Origin of the sequence: Pontixanthobacter sp. (assembly GCF_049682855.1) — a bacterium.
Lineage (GTDB): Bacteria > Pseudomonadota > Alphaproteobacteria > Sphingomonadales > Sphingomonadaceae > Pontixanthobacter.
The window spans coordinates 26,319-45,277 of record NZ_JBAUIK010000014.1 but is presented as its reverse complement, the minus strand read 5'-3'; the positions used below and the strand labels follow the sequence as shown (position 1 = coordinate 45,277).

General features: G+C 59.1%; 14 protein-coding genes. 7 read left to right on the top strand and 7 right to left on the bottom strand.

The features are described 5' to 3' along the window. Complete coding sequence (gene hflK / locus WA922_RS09575) at nucleotides 1-1,260, bottom strand: protease modulator HflK (protein WP_424771480.1); 1,260 nt, start codon at nucleotides 1,258-1,260, stop codon at nucleotides 1-3. Between the two features lie 126 nt (nucleotides 1,261-1,386). Between hflK and WA922_RS09570 the strand changes: the two genes are divergently transcribed. The 4 genes from WA922_RS09570 to WA922_RS09555 are packed head-to-tail and all read left to right on the top strand — an operon-like array spanning nucleotide 1,387 to nucleotide 7,170. Next, a complete protein-coding gene (locus tag WA922_RS09570; protein ID WP_424771479.1) occupies nucleotides 1,387-2,367 on the top strand; it encodes an Mrp/NBP35 family ATP-binding protein in 981 nt (326 codons plus the stop codon). Between the two features lie 13 nt (nucleotides 2,368-2,380). Next, a complete protein-coding gene (locus WA922_RS09565) occupies nucleotides 2,381-4,666 on the top strand; it encodes a molybdopterin cofactor-binding domain-containing protein (RefSeq protein ID WP_424771478.1) in 2,286 nt (761 codons plus the stop codon). A 5-nt stretch (nucleotides 4,667-4,671) separates the two neighbouring features. Continuing rightward, nucleotides 4,672-5,712: a ferrochelatase gene (hemH, locus tag WA922_RS09560; protein WP_424771477.1), complete on the top strand. Its 1,041-nt coding sequence runs from the start codon at nucleotides 4,672-4,674 to the stop codon at nucleotides 5,710-5,712. A 39-nt stretch (nucleotides 5,713-5,751) separates the two neighbouring features. Further along, a complete protein-coding gene (locus WA922_RS09555; protein ID WP_424771476.1) occupies nucleotides 5,752-7,170 on the top strand; it encodes a cytochrome P450 in 1,419 nt (472 codons plus the stop codon). Between the two features lie 13 nt (nucleotides 7,171-7,183). On the opposite strand, the gene WA922_RS09550 is transcribed toward WA922_RS09555, so the two are convergent. Further along, nucleotides 7,184-7,354: a DUF1674 domain-containing protein gene (locus WA922_RS09550; RefSeq protein ID WP_424771475.1), complete on the bottom strand. Its 171-nt coding sequence runs from the start codon at nucleotides 7,352-7,354 to the stop codon at nucleotides 7,184-7,186. A gap of 75 nt (nucleotides 7,355-7,429) precedes the next feature. Between WA922_RS09550 and WA922_RS09545 the strand changes: the two genes are divergently transcribed. Both WA922_RS09545 and WA922_RS09540 read left to right on the top strand, forming a co-directional pair. After that, the gene (locus WA922_RS09545; RefSeq protein ID WP_424771474.1) at nucleotides 7,430-8,668 is read left to right on the top strand and encodes an RsmB/NOP family class I SAM-dependent RNA methyltransferase; all 1,239 of its coding nucleotides are present in this window, start codon (nucleotides 7,430-7,432) and stop codon (nucleotides 8,666-8,668) included. A gap of 235 nt (nucleotides 8,669-8,903) precedes the next feature. Next, nucleotides 8,904-11,030 carry a TonB-dependent receptor gene (locus tag WA922_RS09540; protein ID WP_424771473.1) on the top strand — a complete coding sequence of 709 codons (2,127 nt, stop codon included), beginning with the start codon at nucleotides 8,904-8,906 and terminating at the stop codon, nucleotides 11,028-11,030. Nucleotides 11,031-11,114: 84 nt separating this feature from the next. Here WA922_RS09540 and WA922_RS09535 read toward each other — a convergent pair whose 3' ends face one another. From WA922_RS09535 to putA, 5 genes are all read right to left on the bottom strand, one after another. Then, the gene (locus WA922_RS09535; protein ID WP_424771472.1) at nucleotides 11,115-12,317 is read right to left on the bottom strand and encodes a saccharopine dehydrogenase family protein; all 1,203 of its coding nucleotides are present in this window, start codon (nucleotides 12,315-12,317) and stop codon (nucleotides 11,115-11,117) included. 463 nt (nucleotides 12,318-12,780) lie between these two features. Continuing rightward, the gene (locus WA922_RS09530; RefSeq protein WP_424771471.1) at nucleotides 12,781-13,812 is read right to left on the bottom strand and encodes a hypothetical protein; all 1,032 of its coding nucleotides are present in this window, start codon (nucleotides 13,810-13,812) and stop codon (nucleotides 12,781-12,783) included. A gap of 163 nt (nucleotides 13,813-13,975) precedes the next feature. Next, entirely contained in the window at nucleotides 13,976-14,530 is a 555-nt protein-coding gene (gene dcd / locus WA922_RS09525) for a dCTP deaminase (RefSeq protein ID WP_424771527.1), read from the bottom strand. Between the two features lie 85 nt (nucleotides 14,531-14,615). After that, on the bottom strand, nucleotides 14,616-15,146 hold the full coding sequence (locus tag WA922_RS09520) for a hypothetical protein (protein ID WP_424771470.1): 531 nt from the start codon (nucleotides 15,144-15,146) through the stop codon (nucleotides 14,616-14,618). Between the two features lie 21 nt (nucleotides 15,147-15,167). Continuing rightward, complete coding sequence (gene putA, locus WA922_RS09515; RefSeq protein WP_424771469.1) at nucleotides 15,168-18,344, bottom strand: bifunctional proline dehydrogenase/L-glutamate gamma-semialdehyde dehydrogenase PutA; 3,177 nt, start codon at nucleotides 18,342-18,344, stop codon at nucleotides 15,168-15,170. Nucleotides 18,345-18,501: 157 nt separating this feature from the next. Here putA and WA922_RS09510 point away from each other — a divergent pair, with 157 nt between their 5' ends. Then, nucleotides 18,502-18,954, top strand: coding sequence for a MaoC family dehydratase (locus WA922_RS09510; RefSeq protein ID WP_424771468.1), 453 nt, complete (start codon nucleotides 18,502-18,504; stop codon nucleotides 18,952-18,954). Nucleotides 18,955-18,959: the final 5 nt, after the last annotated feature.

Here is an 18,959-nt window from a genome sequence, read left to right as displayed (position 1 = left end):
TTATTGGCCTCCTGCGGATGCAGTGGGGGTGGCGATATTGCCCGCTGGCGGCGGCGCCCCCGGCGGCGGTGTCTGAGCGCGGCGGCGGATTTCCGGCAGCGGCAGATAGGGGGTGACGCCCTGCGCCTCGACAATGGTCTTATCAGTCTGGCTCAGTACCCGCTCCATCGTCTCGTAATAGAGACGCTGGCGAGTCACGCGCGGAGCAAGGCGGTATTCCTCGTAGACTTTGTCAAACGCTTCGGTTTCGCCCTCTGCGCGGGCAAGAATTTGCTGCGCGGCTGCGCGTGACCGGTTGCGAGCGGCATCGGCATCCTGTTCGGCCGCGGATACGTCCTTAAACGCCTCCACCACTTCGCCGGGCGGGTCGGTCTTGTCGATTTCGACACCCTGAACCGCCACACCTGCACGATATCCATCAAGGATATTCTGCATCCGCGCGCGGACTTGCTGCTCGATTTCGGCACGCCCCTGACCAGAGAATGTCTCGTCCAGGGTTTTACGCGCGACCATTTCGCGCATCGCGGCTTCGGCCACTTCTTCAACCGTCACGCTCGGATCGGCCAGCTGAAATTTATATTGTGCCAAATCCTTGATGTTCCACCGGATCAGATAGGACAGATCGACCAGGTTCTGGTCACCGGTAAGAATCAGTTTCTGCTCCTCCCCATTCGGGATACGCACGGCGCGAACTTCGCTGACATTCTCGATATCGACCCGCTCGAATGGCGAGGGTAAAGTGAAATGGAAACCCGGCGGAAGGGTCCGTGAATAGCTGCCGAAAAACGTTACCACGCCTTGCTCTTTCGGCTGGACGCGGTGCGACATGCTCAGCGCCAGCCAGGCGACCACAACCACGGCGATGACAATCGGCCACCAGCTTTTGCCGCCAGGGCGCTGCGGCATCTGGAAATTGGGACCACGCGGCCCGCCGCCGCCCTTGCGAGGTCCTTCTGGCCCGCGTTTCTTGAAAATATCCTCTATATTGGCCGAGCGGCGCGGCTCTTCACCGCCTGATCCGCCGTTGGAGCTACCGCCTGGAAGCCAGGGATTGCGCGGGCCACCAGACTTCCCGCCCGATTTCCCGCCCGATTTCCCGCCAATGCCGGAACCGCCGCCAGAACCGCGCCCAGAACCACCCCCGGAACCGCTGGCGTCATTCCCGACATCTCCACCATTTCCGCCGCCATTATTGCCCCAGGGGCTCTTGCCAGCCATTGCCAGTCCGATATTCTTCGTAAAATCGCCAAATTTTCTCATTCTTACTGTATAGGTGCGCGGCGCTGGAAAAACAGAGGGTGTTTGGGAAAAACCGGTGCGCGCGGGTATTTTGTCCGCTGTCTTGGGCGTTGCGGTTTGCAGACGCACGAATTAGGACGCGCCAGGATGGACGAACATGCACTCACAGCACGGCTGCCAGACGCCATTGCGCAGCGGGTACAATCGGTCACCGTGAAACAGGGCCGCGTCTCGCTCGTGATTGATGCATCCGGGTTCGCGGCGGACCGGCGTGCCGGTATCGAATCCGCCATTAAAGACATTCTGGGTGAGGCAGAGGGCGTTGCGGAAGTCCGTGTGGCGATGATGGCGGATAAAGCGGCTGCGCCTTTGATAATCGCCATCGGATCAGGCAAAGGCGGAGTGGGCAAGTCCACCCTGACCGCAAATCTGGCGGTTGCATTACAGCGTTTGGGGAAGAAAATCGGGGTGGTGGATGCCGATGTCTACGGCCCCTCGCAGCCGACCCTGTTTGATAATAAGGGCATCAAGCCGGACGCGGATGGCGAGAAACTGGTCCCAGTGCCCAGCCGCCACAATATCCCGGTCCTGTCGATGGGGCATCTGGTGGAGGCGGGGCAGGCGCTGGCCTGGCGCGGGCCAATGGCCGGAAATGCGATGGCGCAACTGGTCGATGCCCGGTGGGGCGATGCAGAATTGCTGCTGATCGATTTGCCGCCGGGCACGGGCGATGTGCAATTGACCATGCTGTCCAAGTTCAAACCGGCGGGCGCTGTCATCGTCTCGACCCCGCAGGACCTTGCTCTGATCGATGCGCAGCGAGCGGCCAATCTGTTCGAATCGGGTAACGTGCCGATCATTGGACTGGTCGAGAATATGTCGGGCTATGCCTGTCCAAGCTGCGGAGAGGTCAGCAATCCCTTTGGGACTGGCGGCGTGGAAGCGGCCTCGGATGCGACCGATATTCCGTTTCTGGGCCGGATACCGCTGGCGCTTGATATTCGCCGGTCGAGCGATGCCGGCGATCCACTGGCGGGCGGTGACAGTGATGCGGCACAGCCGTTTCATGCGATTGCGCGGCATTTGGCTCGGTGGCTCGATACGCCGCGCTCTGCCGGGGAGAGCTGAAAGTGCCCATACCATGCCAGTAAGCCGCCGGGGAGTGTTGCTGGGGGCAGCCGTGGGCGGCGGATTGCTGGTTGCGTGGACCGTCCGCCCGCGCAGTTTCCCGACGCCGCTGGGCGCGGGGCGCGATGAATATGTATTTGACGCATGGCTGAAAATTGCGGCGGACGGGGTGATTACCGTCGCCGTTCCGCAGCTGGAAATGGGGCAGGGAATCACCACGTTGCTGCCGCAGATCATCGCTGTGGAAATGGGCGCGGATTGGCGGCAGATTGCGGTCGAGCCTGCCCCGCCCAGCGGCGCTTATGCGAATATTCCCCTGGCCGCAAAATGGTCTACATTATGGGCACCGTTTTTGCCCGATCTGGCCGGGCAGGATACGGATTTGCTGGCCACGCGCTTTGCCCAGATAACGCGTTTTTCCGGCACGGCTGATGGTACATCGCTGGCCGCATATGAGCGCCCCTGCCGGATCGCCGCAGCAACTGCACGCGATGCGTTGACGCAGGAAGCGGCGCAGCGGTGGGGTGTCCCGCCAGAGGAATGCGAAGCCCGCAGCGGCTTTATCACACATGAAGGCAAGCAATTGCGCTTTGCCCAGCTGGTTGCAGGTGCAGCGCAGCGCGAACCGGCTGATCCGCCGCCGCTCAGGCCTGAATTTGCCTATGAGACACCGATCCCGGGTGAGGCGGATGCGCCGACGCAGTTTCCCCGCCTGGACCTGCCGTCAAAAGTCGATGGCACCCATTTGTTCGCGGGCGACGTGCGCCTGCCGGATATGGTCTATGCCGCGATCAAGCATGGTCCGGTCGATCAGGCAGAGCTGACCGCATTCGATTCCTCTGCGGTTGCGGGCAATGATCGGGTTGTCGCAGTGGTGGAGGGTAAACGCTGGCTGGCGGCGGTGGCAACCGACTGGTGGAGCGCGGACCAGGCGGTCGAGGCCATGAAGCCGCGTTTCGATGTCGCTGATCTGGCAGACAGTGACACCACGCTGGAGGATTTGCGGGCTGGCGCGCGCAGCGGACGATCATACCGTGTCGCGCGCCGGGGCGAGAATGATGACGCGCTGGGCCAGCCCGATATTGCGCGGCGATATTCTGCGGCAGCGGCAGTGCATGCGCCGCTCGAAACAGCGACCGTAACCGCCCGCTATGCCGGGGGACGGCTGGAATTATGGCTGGCCAGCCAGGCGCCCGAACGGGCCCGTGCCGCGGCGGCTGATGCGGTGGGCCTGGCGCTGGAAAATGTTGTTCTCTATCCGATGCCTGCCGGCGGCAGTTTTGACAGCCGGTTGGAACATGGCCACGCGATCGAGGCCGCGCTGATTGCCCGCGAGGTATCACGCACAGCGCCGCGCCCTGTCCAGCTGATCTGGTCCCGCTGGCAGGAACATCTGGCGGGCATTGCGCGCACCCCTGCGGCGGCGCTGATCTGGGCAAAACTGCGCGATGGCGGCAATGGCACTATTGAGGCGCTGCAAATGCGGATCGCCACACCGCCAACCTCGCATGAAAGCGGCGCGCGGCTGTTCGATAATACGGTCCGCTGGGCCGCCCGGCGCGAGGCATCGGGCAAGGCGGATGCGATGGCGGTTGAAGGTGCGATGCCGCCTTACGCGATCAGCGATGTCACGGTGGATCATGTGCCGGTCGACATCCGGTATGCCACAGCGCGCATGCGCGGCAATGCGCACGGCTATACCGCGTTTTTTGTCGAAAGTTTTATCGATGAAGTTGCCGCGATGTTCGGGCGCGAACCGCTATCTTACCGGATTGAAATGCTGGGTCAGGATGTGCGGATGGTAACATGTTTGCAACGCGCCGCACGTCTTGCACAGTGGGATGGCGGGCGCGACCAGAGCGGGCAGGGGCTGGCGTGCCATACCATGCGACTGGGCGAGGCCGAAGGGCGTATCGCCTGTATCGCAACCGCCAAGCGCGAGGGGAGCGGCGTGCGGGTGTCGAAAATAAGTGCCGCCGTCGATATTGGCCGGATCGTCAATCTTGATATCGCCCGCCAGCAGATTGAAGGCGGATTGATTTTTGGATTGTCGCTCGCCCTGGGGTCTGCCACATCCTATTCCGGCGGATTGCCCACCAGCCAGCGCCTGGCGCAGCTCAATTTGCCGCTATTATCGGATTCGCCTGAAATCGAAGTGGATTTTGTCGCGAGCGAGCAGGATCCTTTCGATCCCGGGGAACTAGGCGCCGCGATATGCGCTCCTGCTATAGCGAATGCTCTGTTTTCTGCGACCGGCCTCAGGTTCCGCCGGCTGCCTTTATTCTCCGAAGGGTTGTAGTTTTTATGACGTGGCAGCCTCAAGCCTTGCCCAGCGATCACCTTGCTGTGACCAGCGGCAATGTTGGCGTGCTGGTCGTAAATCTGGGAACGCCCGAAGCGCCAACCACTCAGGCGGTCAAAACCTATTTGCAGGAATTTCTGTCGGACCGGCGGGTGGTGGAGATACCCCCGATCGCGTGGCAGCCCATCCTGCGCGGTATTATTCTCAACACCCGGCCCAAGAAATCGGCACACGCCTATAGCCAGGTCTGGACCGAGGACGGCTCGCCTCTGGCCGCTATCACCAAAGCCCAGGCAGAGGGTCTGCAAAAACGGCTGGGGACCGGTGTCAAGGTCGCATGGGGCATGCGGTATGGCAAGCCGACCATCGGCGATACTCTGCAACATTTGATGGATGAGGGCTGCGACCGGATATTGCTGGCGCCGTTATATCCGCAATATTCCAGCGCGACGACGGCAACCGTGGTCGATAAGGCGGCTGATAAGCTGAAGGATATGCGCTGGCAAATGTCGCTGCGCACTCTGCCGCCATATCATGATGATCCGGCCTATATTCGCGCATTGGCACTGGATCTGGCGCGCCAGCTGGAAGCGTTGACCTTTGATCCGCAAGTGTTGCTGCTCAGCTTCCACGGAATGCCGCAGCGCACGCTGGAACTGGGCGATCCCTATCACTGTCACTGCCGCAAAACGGCGCGGCTGCTGTCCGAAGCGATGGCCGATCATCCGCTGGTGAAAGGCGGCATGCGATTGGAAACGACATTCCAGTCGCGCTTTGGCCCCGCAAAATGGCTGGAGCCTGCCACCGACGAGACGCTGGAAGCAGAGGCGAAGGCAGGTATCAGGCGGCTGGCGATTGCAGCCCCGGGATTTTCCGCTGATTGCCTGGAGACGCTGGAGGAGCTTGTTTTGCAAGGCGGCGAGCAGTTTCGCGGTGCAGGCGGGGAGGAATTTGCCGTACTGTCCTGCCTCAATACCAGCGAGCCGGGCATGGATTTGCTGGAGCATATCATCCGCCGGGAATTGTCGGGCTGGACAAGGTAGGCTTATTTACTTACACAAATGTCAGTAAGGATATCTGATATGGCCAGCGCAGCACCCCCATCACGCCCCGCAGTTTCGCTCTCCAGCGATTTCACGCCAACCCATTGGGCGCAGGGTCTGCCGGACGGCGCGCTTGATCATATCCCCGGCGATGACGGGCTGCCGATTGTCGGCAATACATTCAAAATGCTGGCTGACCCGGCAAAGTTCGGCCGCCAGATGGTTGCAAAATACGGTACAGTGTATCGCAACCGTGCCTTCGGCAGGCGGCAAGTGGCCTTGTTCGGGGCAGATGCCAACGAGCTGTTGCTGTTTGATCGCGGCAAGATATTTTCCTCCGAGCAGGGCTGGGGCCCGGTGCTCGACCAATTGTTTCCGCGCGGCCTGATGTTGATGGATTTTGCGGAACACCGCGTGGACCGCAAGGCGCTGTCGATTGCGTTCAAGCCAGGTCCGATGCGGCATTATTCTGACGCGCTTAATCGCGGTATTGCCGATCGGGTCGCCAGTTGGGCGGATAGGCCCATGCAGTTTTACCCGGCGATCAAGACACTGACTCTCGATCTGGCGGCAGACAGCTTTATCGGTCTGCCTTGGGGGCCGGAATCGGACAGGATCAACCAGGCATTTGTCCATATGGTTCAGGCATCGGTCGCTCCCATACGCAAGCCTTTGCCGTTTACGCTGATGCGCAAAGGGGTGAAGGGCCGCGAATTTCTGGTTGAATATTTCACCAAGGAGACATTGCGCCGCAGGAAAGAGGGGGGCGGGCAGGATATGTTCAGCCAGTTTGCCACCGCAACCCGCGAGGACGGCGAATTGCTGCCGGTGGATGAGGTGGTTGATCACATGAATTTCCTGATGATGGCGGCGCATGACACGATCACGTCATCGGCGACATCGCTGGTCTGGCTGCTTGCGAAAAATCCGCAGTGGCAGGACAGGCTTCGGCAGGAGATTCTGGCAACAACCGGCGGCTATGATGCAGACGGGACACCGCGCGATCTGGCCTATGATGATCTGGCCCGGCTTGAACTGACCGAGATGGCTTTCAAGGAAGCCCTGCGGATGATCCCGCCGGTCCCCTCCATGCCGCGCCGCGCACTTAAAGATTTCGAATTTGGCGGGCATCACATTCCGGCGGGCACGCCGGTCGGCATCAGCATTGCCGGGGTTCACATGATGGAAGAATATTGGCCCGAACCGGCCACGTTTGATCCCCTGCGCTTCACGCCAGACCAGGTGAAAGCGCGGCACAAATATGCCTGGGTTCCCTTCGGCGGGGGGGCGCATATGTGCCTGGGGTTACATTTCGCATATATGCAGATCAAAATCCTGATGGCGCATATTCTGACCCGCTATCAGATCGAGATTGCCGAAGGGTATGATCCTGCGTGGAAGCCGTGGCCAATCCCTCAGCCGAAAGATGGTTTGAATGTGACGTTCACATCGCTGTGATCAAAAACCAGCTTTAGAAATCCCAGGCAATACCGTCTTTCTCCCAATCGCCATAGCGTGTGGGGGAAAGATCGCGGGGTTCGTCCTTTAACGGATCGACCGCCTTGGGCTCCGGCACTGGATCATTCGTCCAATGCGCTGGTTTTTCAAACTCTTTAACGACGTCTGTTTTTTTCTTGGTCATGCAAATAGAATGCACGGGCTGGCGGATGGGTTCCGGCGCGCCTATGGGACGCATCATGACAGGTTTACCAATATTATGAGCGATATTCCCGGACTGCCTGCGCGCCGGGCTGCGCTGAAAATGATTGATGCGGTTATGAACCGCGGCGAAACGCTTGAGCAGGTGGAGCGCAATGCCAACCGCCATATCCGCAGCCCGGCCGATCAGGCTTTGTCGCGCGCGATTGCCGGCGAGACATTGCGCTGGCTCACTGATATTGACACGATGATCGACAGCGCGATGCAAAAACCGCTGCCGCATGATGCCAAGACGCGGTCTGTCTTGCGATTGATGCTGGCGCAATGGTTGCGGCTGGATACGCCGCCACACGCAGTCATCGCGACGGCGCTGGCCCTGCTGTCAGGCGGACCGCGCCGACTTGCGCACGGTGTGTTTTCGGCGCTGACCAAACGCGACGGGCTGGCGCTGCCCGATGCGCCCACACTGCCACAGGATGTCGCGTATCGCTGGGGCGCGCGGGCCGGCCCCATTGCCGCCGGACTGGTCGTTCCGCCGCCGCTTGATCTGGCGCTGAAAGACTGGCGGGAAACAGAGGCGATGGCCGAAATGATGGGCGGGGTCAGCCTTGCGCCGGGCCATATCCGGCTGCCGCGCGGTACGCCGGTGGATCAGTTGCCCGGTTTCAAAGATGGCGATTGGTGGGTTCAGGATCTCGCCGCGTCACTGCCCGCCAGATTGCTTGGGAGCGGACAGGGTAAGCGCGTGCTTGATCTATGCGCCGCGCCGGGCGGCAAGACATTGCAACTGGCCGCTGCCGGTTGGCAGGTGACCGCGTTGGATATAAGTGAGCGCAGGCTGGGCAAATTACGCCAGAACCTTGACCGTACCGGTTTGCAGGCGGAAATTATCAAGGCCAACGCGCTGACATGGCAGCCTGCAAAACAGTTTGATGCGATCCTGCTTGATGCGCCGTGCACCGCAACCGGTACTGCGCGGCGCCACCCGGACGTGATCCACCGGATCGGTGACCGTCAGATTGAGGAGCAGGCTGAATTGCAAAACGCACTGCTCGAACGCGCTACACAGTGGCTCCCTGATGGCAGCACGCTGATCTACGCAGTGTGCTCGCTGGAAAATGCCGAAGCTATTGCGCAGGCAGACAGCGTTGGTCTGAAGCAAGTACCGATCACCAGCGATGAGCTGCCCGCAGGGCTGGAGCCCGCCGATGATGGCTGGCTGCGCACCGATCCCGGCATGCTCGGCGATGCGGGCGGGTTGGACGGGTTCTTTATCGGGCGCTGGATAAACGCCTGAATCATCTGCGCGCCGGCCGATCAAAATCCTTGGCGCGCAATTATCTGCGGCGAATATGGAACAATGCATGGTGCTGGCAGAAGCGATCGGGCGCTGTGTCCGGAAAAGGCCTTGCACCTTGTCAATCAGACGGTATGTGGGATGTAATGTTGTAACATATAATAAAGGTACCCACTCCAGAATGTTCCGTCACGATAGTTTAATGTTCGCCGTCTCGCTGCTACCAATATGCGCGGTGGCGGCACCCGTTGCTGTTTATGCTCAGGATGCCGTAGCCGAAACCGATGCTGAGCGTGTCGATGATGATGTGCATAATCGCCGCATCAATTCCGAAGGCGAAATTGTGGTCAGCGCGGTTGGCATTACCCAGCTCGACATTCTGGCGGGTAGCGCGATTCTGGAAAGCAACGCGCTTCAGCGCAATCTCGATGGACAGCTGGGCACAGTCTTGGAAAAATTGCCCGGCGTTTCGTCAAGCGGGTTTTCCCCCGGCGCATCGCGTCCGATCCTGCGCGGCTTTTCCGGCGAGCGGGTCAAGGTGCTGATTGACGGGATCGGCGCCATCGATGCCTCCAACACATCCGATGATCACGCCGTCTCGATTGATCCGCTGACCGCAGAGCGGATTGAAGTGCTGCGCGGCCCGGCGGTTATTCTGTACGGCAGCCAGGCGATTGGCGGCGCTGTCAACGTGATCGACAAGCGTATCCCGCAAAGAGTGCCGGATGAGGCGTTTCATCTCGATACGGTTTTCACCGCCGATACGGCGGCGAATTTGCTGCAGGGCGGGGCCTCGCTGGATGTCCCGATCGGTTCTAATTTCGTGATGCATGTCAACGGATCCTACCGCAGCAGCGATGATATTGAGGTGCCTGGCTTTACCGCGGTTCCACAATTGCGCGCTGATCTGCTGGCTGACGCTGCGCAAGAAGAAGACGATGGCGAGCTGGAAGAGGCCGAGGAGCTGCGCGAGGCCGCCAATCAAAGAGGCACTTTGCCCAACAGCGCGGTTGAAACCTATAGCGGCGATATTGGCTTCGCGTTTTTCTCCGGCAACAGCAATCTGGGTGCATCAATCGGCGTTTATGACACGGTGTACGGCATTCCCGGCCGCCCCGGCGCTGGCCATCACCACGGCGAGGAGGTCGAAGAAGCGGGCGCTGTAGAAGAAGAGGAGGAAGAGGGTGAAGAGAGCGTCACCATCGACCTGCGCCAGTTCCGCGCGGACATGCGCGGTGCGGTGGATCTGGGATCGGGTGTCTTCTCCGAATTGCGCACGCGCGTTGGTTACAGCGACTATACGCACACCGAATTTGAAGGCGCGGAAGTCGGCACCGTTTTTGAAGTGCGGGGCATCGAAGCGCGCGCCGAGCTGGTGCAGACTCCGACGCAAAACTGGCGCGGTTCGCTGGGGCTTCAATACACTTTCCGAGATTTTGAAGCGATCGGTGACGAGGCATTTGTGGCCCCGAACCGGACCGATCAGTTCGCCGTCTTCGGCCTGCAGGAATTCGACCTGACCCGCGCCATCCAGCTGGAGGGTGCGCTGCGATATGAAACCACCGATGTCAGCTCCCAGCCGCTTGGCATAGAGCGCGATTTCAATACTCTTTCGGGCGCTGTATCGCTCGCCTATGAAACGCAGAACGGATTGCGGTTCGGGGTTACCGGATCGCGTGCAGAGCGCGCCCCGTCTGCCGAAGAACTGTTTGCCAACGGTCCGCATATCGCCACGCAGGCGTTCGAGATCGGTGATGTCAATCTTGGCACGGAAAAGGCGTGGGGTGTAGAGGCATTCCTGCGCGGCAATGTAGGTCCGGCCAGCGTCAGCTTCGCTGTGTTCCATAACGCATTTGACGATTTCATTTTCCTGTCGGCCACGGGCGCTGAAGAGGATGATTTGCCAGTGTTTGAATTCCTCCAGCAGGATGCCGATTATTTCGGTATCGAAGGGCAGGTCACAGTGCCGCTTATCGATAGCGGCCCGTTCACTCTGCTGGCCGATCTGCGCGGTGATTATATCCAGGCCGAGCTGGCCGACGGTACCCCGGTACCGCGTATACCGGCGCTGAATGTCCTTGGCGCATTGGAGGCGCAGACCGATCAGTTTGATGCGCGGATTGAAACCCAGTGGTTTGACAGCCAGAATGATGTGGCACCGTTTGAATCGCCAACCGACAGCTTCACTCTGGTCAATGCATCCATCGCATGGCGTCCGCTCAAGGACCGCTCCAACATTACCATCATGCTGCAGGCGGACAATATTTTCGACGTGGACGGGCGCCGCCACACCAGCTTCACCAAGGATTTTGTCCCCAATATCGGGCGCAATTTCAAAGCCAGCGTGCGGACCAGTTTCTAAGCCTTTCCGCCGGAAATCTCGGTTCCAACGAAAGGGGTGCGGCAGAGATATCTGACGCGCCCCTTTGTATTAGATTTCAATATTTTACTCAGCCGCGAACGCAATCTCTGCATTCTCTTCCAGACGCTTGACCAGCGCCTCGCCCAGGAAAGAGCCTGGTGTCCCGATGCCGCCTTCCTTGTCACATGATAGCAGGCCGATGCAGGTTTCGGCAATCATCCGGCTGGTCGAGCCATAGCCGGGATCATACTTGCCCTTTACGCTGTAATGAATGCTCTCGCCGCCGGGCATTTCGCCGATGAACAGCACATCGTAAAAACCGTTCTCGCGCTCTTCCTTGCTCGGCCCCTCGCCCGGCTTAGGCGGTTTCGCGCCGAACGGGTTTTTGAGCATCTCGGCGGCGGCTTTGGCGGCTTTCTCGCCCATTTCACCCGCGCTGGTCAGCATCATTTCATCATATTTGAAATCTTCACCATAGGGATGGCCAAGCAGGAAATTGGTCCGGTGGACATTTTTGGTATTGATCGCCGCCATGATGAACGGCGCGGCCCATTTGCCCAGCTTCGCATCATATTCGGGGATCATGCCATTGGGCTGATTGGGCCCCTCAAAACCCGGCGTCAGAGCGAAGGAGCTTTGCAAAATCGGAATCAATTTGGGGTTTTTGGCGATGCTTTTCATCGTCGCGCTCAGGCTGGCTGCGGTGCCGCCGCTGAAGGTTCCCGCCATCGCGCGCACACGCCCTTTGACGCGCGGAGCGGGCTTGCCGAATTTCGCCACTGCCTCTTTTTGCAGCATCAATACGCCCAGATCGAACGGGATCGAATCAAACCCGCTGGAGAAACAAATCCGCGCGCCGGTTTTCTGCGCTTCTTCGTGATGCTGGTCGATCTTCTCACGCATCCAGCCCGGCTCTCCGCACAAATCGGCATAATCGGTGCCGGTTTTCACGCAGGCGGCGAGCAGATCATCGCCATACAGCTGGTACGGCCCAACCGTGGTGAGGACCACTTTGGTGCGGCCACACATCGCTTCCAGACTGGCGGGATCAGATGCATCTGCCACGATCAGCGGCGTATCAGCGGGCGCACCGATCAGATCGCGCACTTCTTCCAGCTTGTCCTGACTACGGCCCGCCATTGCCCATTTTGGCGCCCATTTTGGGGCATCATCGCTGCCAGGACCATTGGCGCCATAATGCTGGTCCAGATATTCTGCGACCAGACGGCCAGTATAGCCGGTGGACCCGTAGACGACGATATCAAATTCACGCTCTGCCTTGCTCATTAAACTCTCCTGTGTTGCCGCATGGAATGCGCGCACATCCCCGCAAAGTCAAAGCCGTTACGGCATGGTGCGTTCGCGTGCGTGATATCGGCGGCGGGGCAGATGGGCGGCATCTGCTTGACACTTGCTTGACACAATTGACACTGTGTCAAGCGGGGGTTTTTTTACTAAAGTATTGTAATTCAATATATTTCAGGAAAATACTGCTATGCGGTTGACGAGGGGAGGCCCCCCGGGGGGTAGGTTTTGTTGGACGATCATTGCAGGCTGGTTAGCAAGCAAGCCGCATGTAGGAAAATGGTGATGGGGGGTGTGGGAAGTGCACGCTCGAACGGCTCACTGAGGTCACCTAAGTTGGTCCGCGAAAGATGATGACTGGATAGAAATTGAGTTTGAACCGCCTGACGTTGCAGTTTCAAAGTTTCGCTATGGGCCAAGTTGGTGCAATTCACTTTTAGCTTTCCTAGCTCTCCATCTTTCGTGGATATGAGACCCTGCGGGTGGTTTTCGGCGGGATGCGCCCAGCTTGTTTAGCCAGATTAATAACAGGCATTTCAGGCTCGATTGGAGCGAGCGCAATCACAGCCCTTCCAAACAAGTACAACACACGCATCATGGCGTGAAATTGTCTCAGAGCATCGAATTTCACGTCGGGCTTTTCGTGAGGCCAAACTTGAATGTCAAATTTGACCCCGCGCAATGGTTTTGAGAGGCCGATGTCATGGCTGGTGATCTTGAAACCACCGTCGCTTAACTCAGTGATGGGACGCTGATGGACAATTTCATCACGGTAACGTCCAATGTGCTTCAACGTCAGTTTTTCATTTGAATCCTGCCAGGCCTCCTCCACGATACTTCTTAGCTTTGCTGGCAGTCCTTCTCGATTTTTCCATAGACCACGGAAGGTAGAAATGTTTGTCAGCCCTGCAATTGCGAAGGCTGCATAGCCTGAGATATAATCCCGTGCAGAACCGACCTCAGTTAAAAAGCTTTGGCAATCGATTAGGAAGTTCGTGTGATCGGAATTTCTAAATGAAACTGTATCTGCCAAATTTTTTAGATGCACATAGAGTAGCATTTGATGATACCATTCTGAAACATGCATCAGCCGCCGCGCAGATCCGATTAAATGAAAGCTCGCTGCCGAGCTAAATCGTCGTTGTTCACTTTCCTCGCGTTTGTGATGGGCATGCCCAAGTGCTGCCCAATCATGGCCGGGCCATTCGCCAATCTTGTCGCCAACTCCGCGGATTAATGCTGGAATCCAGACCTGGTCCTCATAGCCATCGCACCAAAGTCGTTCTTCATTTCCGATACAATGAAGTCCAGCTCCAACCAGAATCTCACCGAATTTCTCAAGCGGAAACTCAGGGACTTCAACGGCCTCATTTTTGCTGAACGGAAAGAAGCGAACTTTAGAATCGTCATCCTTCGTGACACGCAGTCCAGCCGATAGATGCATGAACTGGCTGTAAGTTGTCTCACTAGAAGTCATTGAAGATCACCTAACTTTGCCGCCTTTCAACTTGAGACGCTCTTCCTCCAACTTGTTGAGATTCAACGCTAATATCTGCAATTGACGAGAGCAGCTAAACTCAATCTCGTCTGATTATGGAACGTCCGCCAATAGGGGCAAAAGCCAAAGCCACTAGCCCTCTTCACAACTTAGGCAGCGTCACGCCCTTCTGGCCCATATATTTGCCCGCGCGGTCGGCATAGGTAACCTCTGGCCGTTCATTGCCTTTCAGGAACAGGAACTGGCACGCGCCTTCATTGGCGTATATTTTGGCGGGAAGCGGGGTGGTGTTGGAAAATTCCAGCGTTACGTGGCCTTCCCAGCCCGGTTCCAGCGGGGTGACATTGACGATAATTCCGCAGCGGGCATAGGTGCTTTTGCCCAGGCAGATCACCAGCACATCTTCCGGAATGCGGAAATATTCAACCGTGCGGGCGAGCGCGAAACTGTTGGGCGGGATGATGCAGACATCGGTTTCCCGGTCGACAAAATTTTTCGGGTCGAAATTTTTCGGATCGACAATCGTGCTGTCGACATTGGTGAAAATCTTGAACTCCGGCGCGACGCGCGCGTCATAGCCGTAGGAGCTGAGCCCGTAGGAGATACACCCGTCCCGCCGCTGTGCCTCCACAAACGGTTCGATCATTTTGTTATCCCGCGCCTGTGCGCGGATCCATTTATCGCTAAGAATCGCCATCATGCCGTGATTCCCCAAGCGCGCCGATGGGGCAAGCCATAGGCGGCGCTTTTACCGGATTCATATGAGGTTTGAGCGCGTGCGTTCAGCGGATACGCTTCGCGCCAAGCTGCGGATTGAGCGCGGCAATATGGTTGAGCCATTGCTTCGGGCGGCGCAGCATCTTTTTGGGATATTCGACTTTCAGCCCGGCAATCTGCGCCATCGCACCGACAAAATGGATGCAATTGCGGCTGTCCAGATCATAATATTTGCCCGGCTGGCCGCGCCATGCGCGCATGGTGGCGCGCACGCGTTCGACCTGCGCATCGGTGAGCACCACTGCAAAATGCCGGTTGGTCTTTTTGATATAGCGGTCTTCCTCTACCAGAATATCATGCTCTACCGGGCCGGACAGGATCGCGGCCGAGACAGTCCTGGCGGTGAAGCCGTAATTCTCGTCCACGGCCGCGCCGCTGCCAGCCATCGTCCCGTTCAGAACCACGAATGTGTGCGGGTAGCGCCCGAACAGGACCGATCCGTTGAAGCTGTGAAAGCTCATGGTCACTTGCGCTGATGCGGGCAGTGACCAGCCCGACAGGACAAGCACGGCGATGAGCGAGAACAGTCTGATCATAGCAGGTACCGTAATCAGCCCCTAGCTGGCGAGCAAGCTGGCATTGCCGCCCGCCGCCGTGGTGTCGATGCATACCACGCGTTCAGTGGCAAAGCGGGCGACATAATGCGGGCCGCCGGCTTTGGGGCCCGTGCCGGACAGACCTTCGCCGCCAAAGGGCTGGCTTTCCACCACCGCGCCGATTTGATTGCGATTGACGTAGAAATTGCCGACTTTGGCGCGCGCTTCCACGAACCGGCGGGTCGCCTCGATCCGGCTATGCAGGCCCAGCGTCAGGCCGAAACCTGTGGCATTGATATCATCGATGATGTTCGCCAGATCATCGCCCCTGAACCGCGCGACATGCAGGATCGGCCCGAAATTTTCCCGCTTCAGGTCAAGGATGGAATCGATCTCGATAATGGTCGGCGCGGCAAAGCACCCGGTGGTACCCGTGCCCTTGGGCAATTTGCGCCGCCACACGGTGCGCCCTGCTTTCTTGCGCCGTGCGACATGGCGCTCCAGCGCCGCCTTGGCGTCAGGGTCGATCACTGGACCGACATCGGTGGCGAGCAGCGCCGGATCGCCAATTTCCAGCGCATCGAACGTGCCGCGGATCATTGCCAAAGTCTCGTCAAAAATATCATCCTGCAAATACAGCATACGCTGCGCGGAACAGCGTTGCCCCGCGCTCTGGAACGCGCTGGCGATAACATCGCGGGTGACCTGTTCGGGCAGAGCGGAACTGTCGACGATCATCGCATTCTGCCCGCCGGTTTCCGCGATGAAGCTGGCAATCGGCCCGTCGCGCGCAGCAAGCGAACGGTTGATCGCGCGCGCCGTGTCGGTCGATCCGGTAAAGGCCACACCGGCCAGACGCGGATCGGACGTGATCATCGCGCCGACATCACCCGCGCCCGGCAATAATTGCAGCACGGCTTCGGGAATACCGGCCTCATGGCAGAGTTTGACCGCCAGTGCCGCAATCAGCGGGGTCTGCTCGGCGGGTTTGGCAACCACGCAATTGCCCGCCGCCAGCGCGGCGGCGGCGGGGCCGATAAAGATCGCCAGCGGGAAATTCCACGGGCTGATGGTGGCAAATACGCCGCGTCCGGCAAGATGCAGGCGGTTTTCCTCGCCCGTTGGCCCCGGCAGCATCACCGGCGCAGCAAATAATCGCCGCGCCTCGCCCGCGTAATAGCGCATGAAATCAACCGCTTCGCGCAGTTCGAGCACCGAATCAGGCAATGTCTTGCCCGCTTCGCGCTGGCATAGGGACAGAAATTCTGCGGTGTGTTCCTCAAACAGATCAGCGGCCGCCTCCAGCAATATGGCGCGTTTTTCGCCGCCCAGCGCGTTCCACCCGGTCTGGAAATCCTCCGCCCGGCCGATCGCGTCGCTGACTTCCTGCGGCAGGGTGTCACGCCGCGTGCCAACTTCCTGCCGCAAATCCTGCGGTGTGTTGATCGGGGCAATTTCGGCGTCAAAACCGGGGTCGTCATTGCAGAATGTCGGCTCTGCCTGCCAGTGAACATCCTCCAGCTGTGCCAGTTTGCGCGCCAGCGGATCACGCACCAGCGGATCGGACAGATCAATCCCGGCGCTGTTTACGCGGCCCGGGAAGATATCGGCGGGCAGCGGTATGGCAGGATTGCGCAGGGGATCCTGCGCGGACAGTTCCGCCACCGGATCATTGGCCAGATCGGCGGCGGGCACTTCGGCATCGGCCATCCGGTTGACGAAGGACGAGTTCGCCCCGTTTTCCAGCAAGCGCCGGACCAGATAAGCGAGCAAATCCTTATGTCCGCCCACTGGCGCATAGATACGGACGGGCGTGACATCATTCGCCTCCTGCGCGCGCAATGCACCGAAAACATCCTCGCCCATGCCGTGCAGCCGTTGAAATTCGAACGCGCCGCTCGCCCCCCCGCTCGCTCCCCCGCTCGCCCCGCCACTTACTTCACCGGCTAACGCCTTGATTGCGCCGACGGTGTAGGCATTATGCGTGGCAAAGGCGGGGTAAATCGTATCGCGCGCAGCCATCAGTTTCGCCGCGCAGGCAAGATAGGAGACATCGGTGGCGACTTTGCGGGTGAAGACCGGATAATCTTCATAGCCGCCCACTTGGCTCAGCTTGACCTCGGTATCCCAATAGGCGCCCTTGACCAGCCGGACCATCAACCGCCGGTTATGACGCCGCGCGAGTTTGATCACCCAGTCACACAAAGGTGCCGCGCGTTTCTGGTAGGCCTGGACTGCAAGGCCAAACCCCTCCCAGCCGCCGGGTGTACCATTGGCAAACAGGCGGTCATCAGCGGCCAGCGTTTCGATGATATCCATCGACAGTTCCAGCCGGTCGGCTTCCTCTGCATCGATGGTAAAGTGGATATCCGCATCGCGCGCCTTGATTGCCAGAGCTTTCAGGATCGGGACCAGCGCGGCTTTCGCGGCATCGGCATGGAGGAAATCATATTTCGGATAGAGCGCGGAGAGTTTGACCGAAATACCCGGCGAGCGGGAAATACCGCCAGCCGCCTCGTGTGCCAGCCGGTCGATCGCGGCTTCATAGGATATCCGGTACCGCTCCGCATCGGTGAAATTCATCGCCGCCTCGCCAAGCATGTCGAAACTGTGCGTCAATCCCTGCTTGCGTTCGGGTGCAGCCCGTTTCAGCGCCTCATCAATGTCGCGGCCAAACACGAACTGGCCGCCCAGAATACGCATCGCCTGCAACGTGGCGGTGCGGATCACCGGCTCGCCCAGGCGGCTGACAGTGCGTTTGAGCGTTGCGCCCATACCGCGCTGATGCGTGTCGGGCTGTTCCAGCACTTCGCCGGTCAGCATCAGGGAAAATGTCGCAGCATTGACAAAGGTGGAGGAGCTTTCGCCCAAATGCTCGCCCCAATCAATATGGCCAATCTTGTCTCGGATCAGCGCATCGGCGGTGTCGCTGTCGGGTACGCGCAGCAATGCCTCGGCCAGACACATCAGAGCGATGCCTTCCTCTGTTGCCAGCCCGAATTGCTGTAAAAACGCATCAATCCCGCTGGCTTTGCGGCGGCGCGCACCCTCAATCAGGGTTACGGCCAATGCTGCCGCTTGATCATGCACCTGTGTAACCGGGCGCGCCTGCTCCATCCGCTCCTGCACGCAGACGTCTTCGGCTTGACGATAGGCCAGCCGGAATTGGGTGCGGTTAAGCGGGGCAGGTTTGGTCATACACGGCACTTTCATTGGACACAGGGCTGCGATTTGAACGCCATTGCGTGTTCAATCAAGCCTTGCATTTCATTTGCAATCCATGCGCCTCGCAGCGCATGGCAGAACACACTCATTCGCCGAGCACTAAGCCGAACAATCAACAGGGAGAATGCGCATGGCCGGACGATATTTTGATGAATGGCAGATAGGCGACCGGATCGAACACGCCATCCGCCGGACAGTGACAGAGACGGATAATCTGCTGTTTTCCACTATGACTCATAATCCGCAGCCGCTGCATCTGGATGCGGAGGCCGCCAAGCTTTCCGAATTTGGCCAGATTCTGGTCAATGGCACATTCACGTTCTCCCTGATGGTCGGGCTGTCCGTGGGGGACACCACGCTGGGCACCTTGGTCGCCAATCTGGGCTATGACGCGCTGGTCATGCCCAAGCCGGTTTTTATCGGCGATACTGTGCACGCCGTCACCGAAGTGACGGGTCTGAAAGAATCGCAATCGCGGCCCGGTGCGGGAATTGTGACGTTCCAGCATGAATTGCTCAACCAGCGCGGCGAGGTGGTGGTGCGCTGCAGCAGGGCGGCTTTGCTGAACAAGGCCCCCTCTTGACGCTG

What these genes read in the sequence shown, in the direction of transcription:
- WA922_RS09545 (WP_424771474.1), top strand. Translation starts at nt 7,430, where the DNA reads ATGAGCGATATTCCCGGACTGCCTGCGCGCCGGGCTGCGCTGAAAATG.
- WA922_RS09555 (WP_424771476.1), top strand. Translation starts at nt 5,752, where the DNA reads ATGGCCAGCGCAGCACCCCCATCACGCCCCGCAGTTTCGCTCTCCAGC.
- WA922_RS09535 (WP_424771472.1), bottom strand. Translation starts at nt 12,317, where the DNA reads ATGAGCAAGGCAGAGCGTGAATTTGATATCGTCGTCTACGGGTCCACC.
- dcd (WP_424771527.1), bottom strand. Translation starts at nt 14,530, where the DNA reads ATGGCGATTCTTAGCGATAAATGGATCCGCGCACAGGCGCGGGATAAC.
- WA922_RS09510 (WP_424771468.1), top strand. Translation starts at nt 18,502, where the DNA reads ATGGCCGGACGATATTTTGATGAATGGCAGATAGGCGACCGGATCGAA.
- WA922_RS09520 (WP_424771470.1), bottom strand. Translation starts at nt 15,146, where the DNA reads ATGATCAGACTGTTCTCGCTCATCGCCGTGCTTGTCCTGTCGGGCTGG.
- WA922_RS09570 (WP_424771479.1), top strand. Translation starts at nt 1,387, where the DNA reads ATGGACGAACATGCACTCACAGCACGGCTGCCAGACGCCATTGCGCAG.
- hflK (WP_424771480.1), bottom strand. Translation starts at nt 1,260, where the DNA reads ATGAGAAAATTTGGCGATTTTACGAAGAATATCGGACTGGCAATGGCT.
- WA922_RS09530 (WP_424771471.1), bottom strand. Translation starts at nt 13,812, where the DNA reads ATGACTTCTAGTGAGACAACTTACAGCCAGTTCATGCATCTATCGGCT.
- WA922_RS09550 (WP_424771475.1), bottom strand. Translation starts at nt 7,354, where the DNA reads ATGACCAAGAAAAAAACAGACGTCGTTAAAGAGTTTGAAAAACCAGCG.
- hemH (WP_424771477.1), top strand. Translation starts at nt 4,672, where the DNA reads ATGACGTGGCAGCCTCAAGCCTTGCCCAGCGATCACCTTGCTGTGACC.
- WA922_RS09565 (WP_424771478.1), top strand. Translation starts at nt 2,381, where the DNA reads ATGCCAGTAAGCCGCCGGGGAGTGTTGCTGGGGGCAGCCGTGGGCGGC.
- putA (WP_424771469.1), bottom strand. Translation starts at nt 18,344, where the DNA reads ATGACCAAACCTGCCCCGCTTAACCGCACCCAATTCCGGCTGGCCTAT.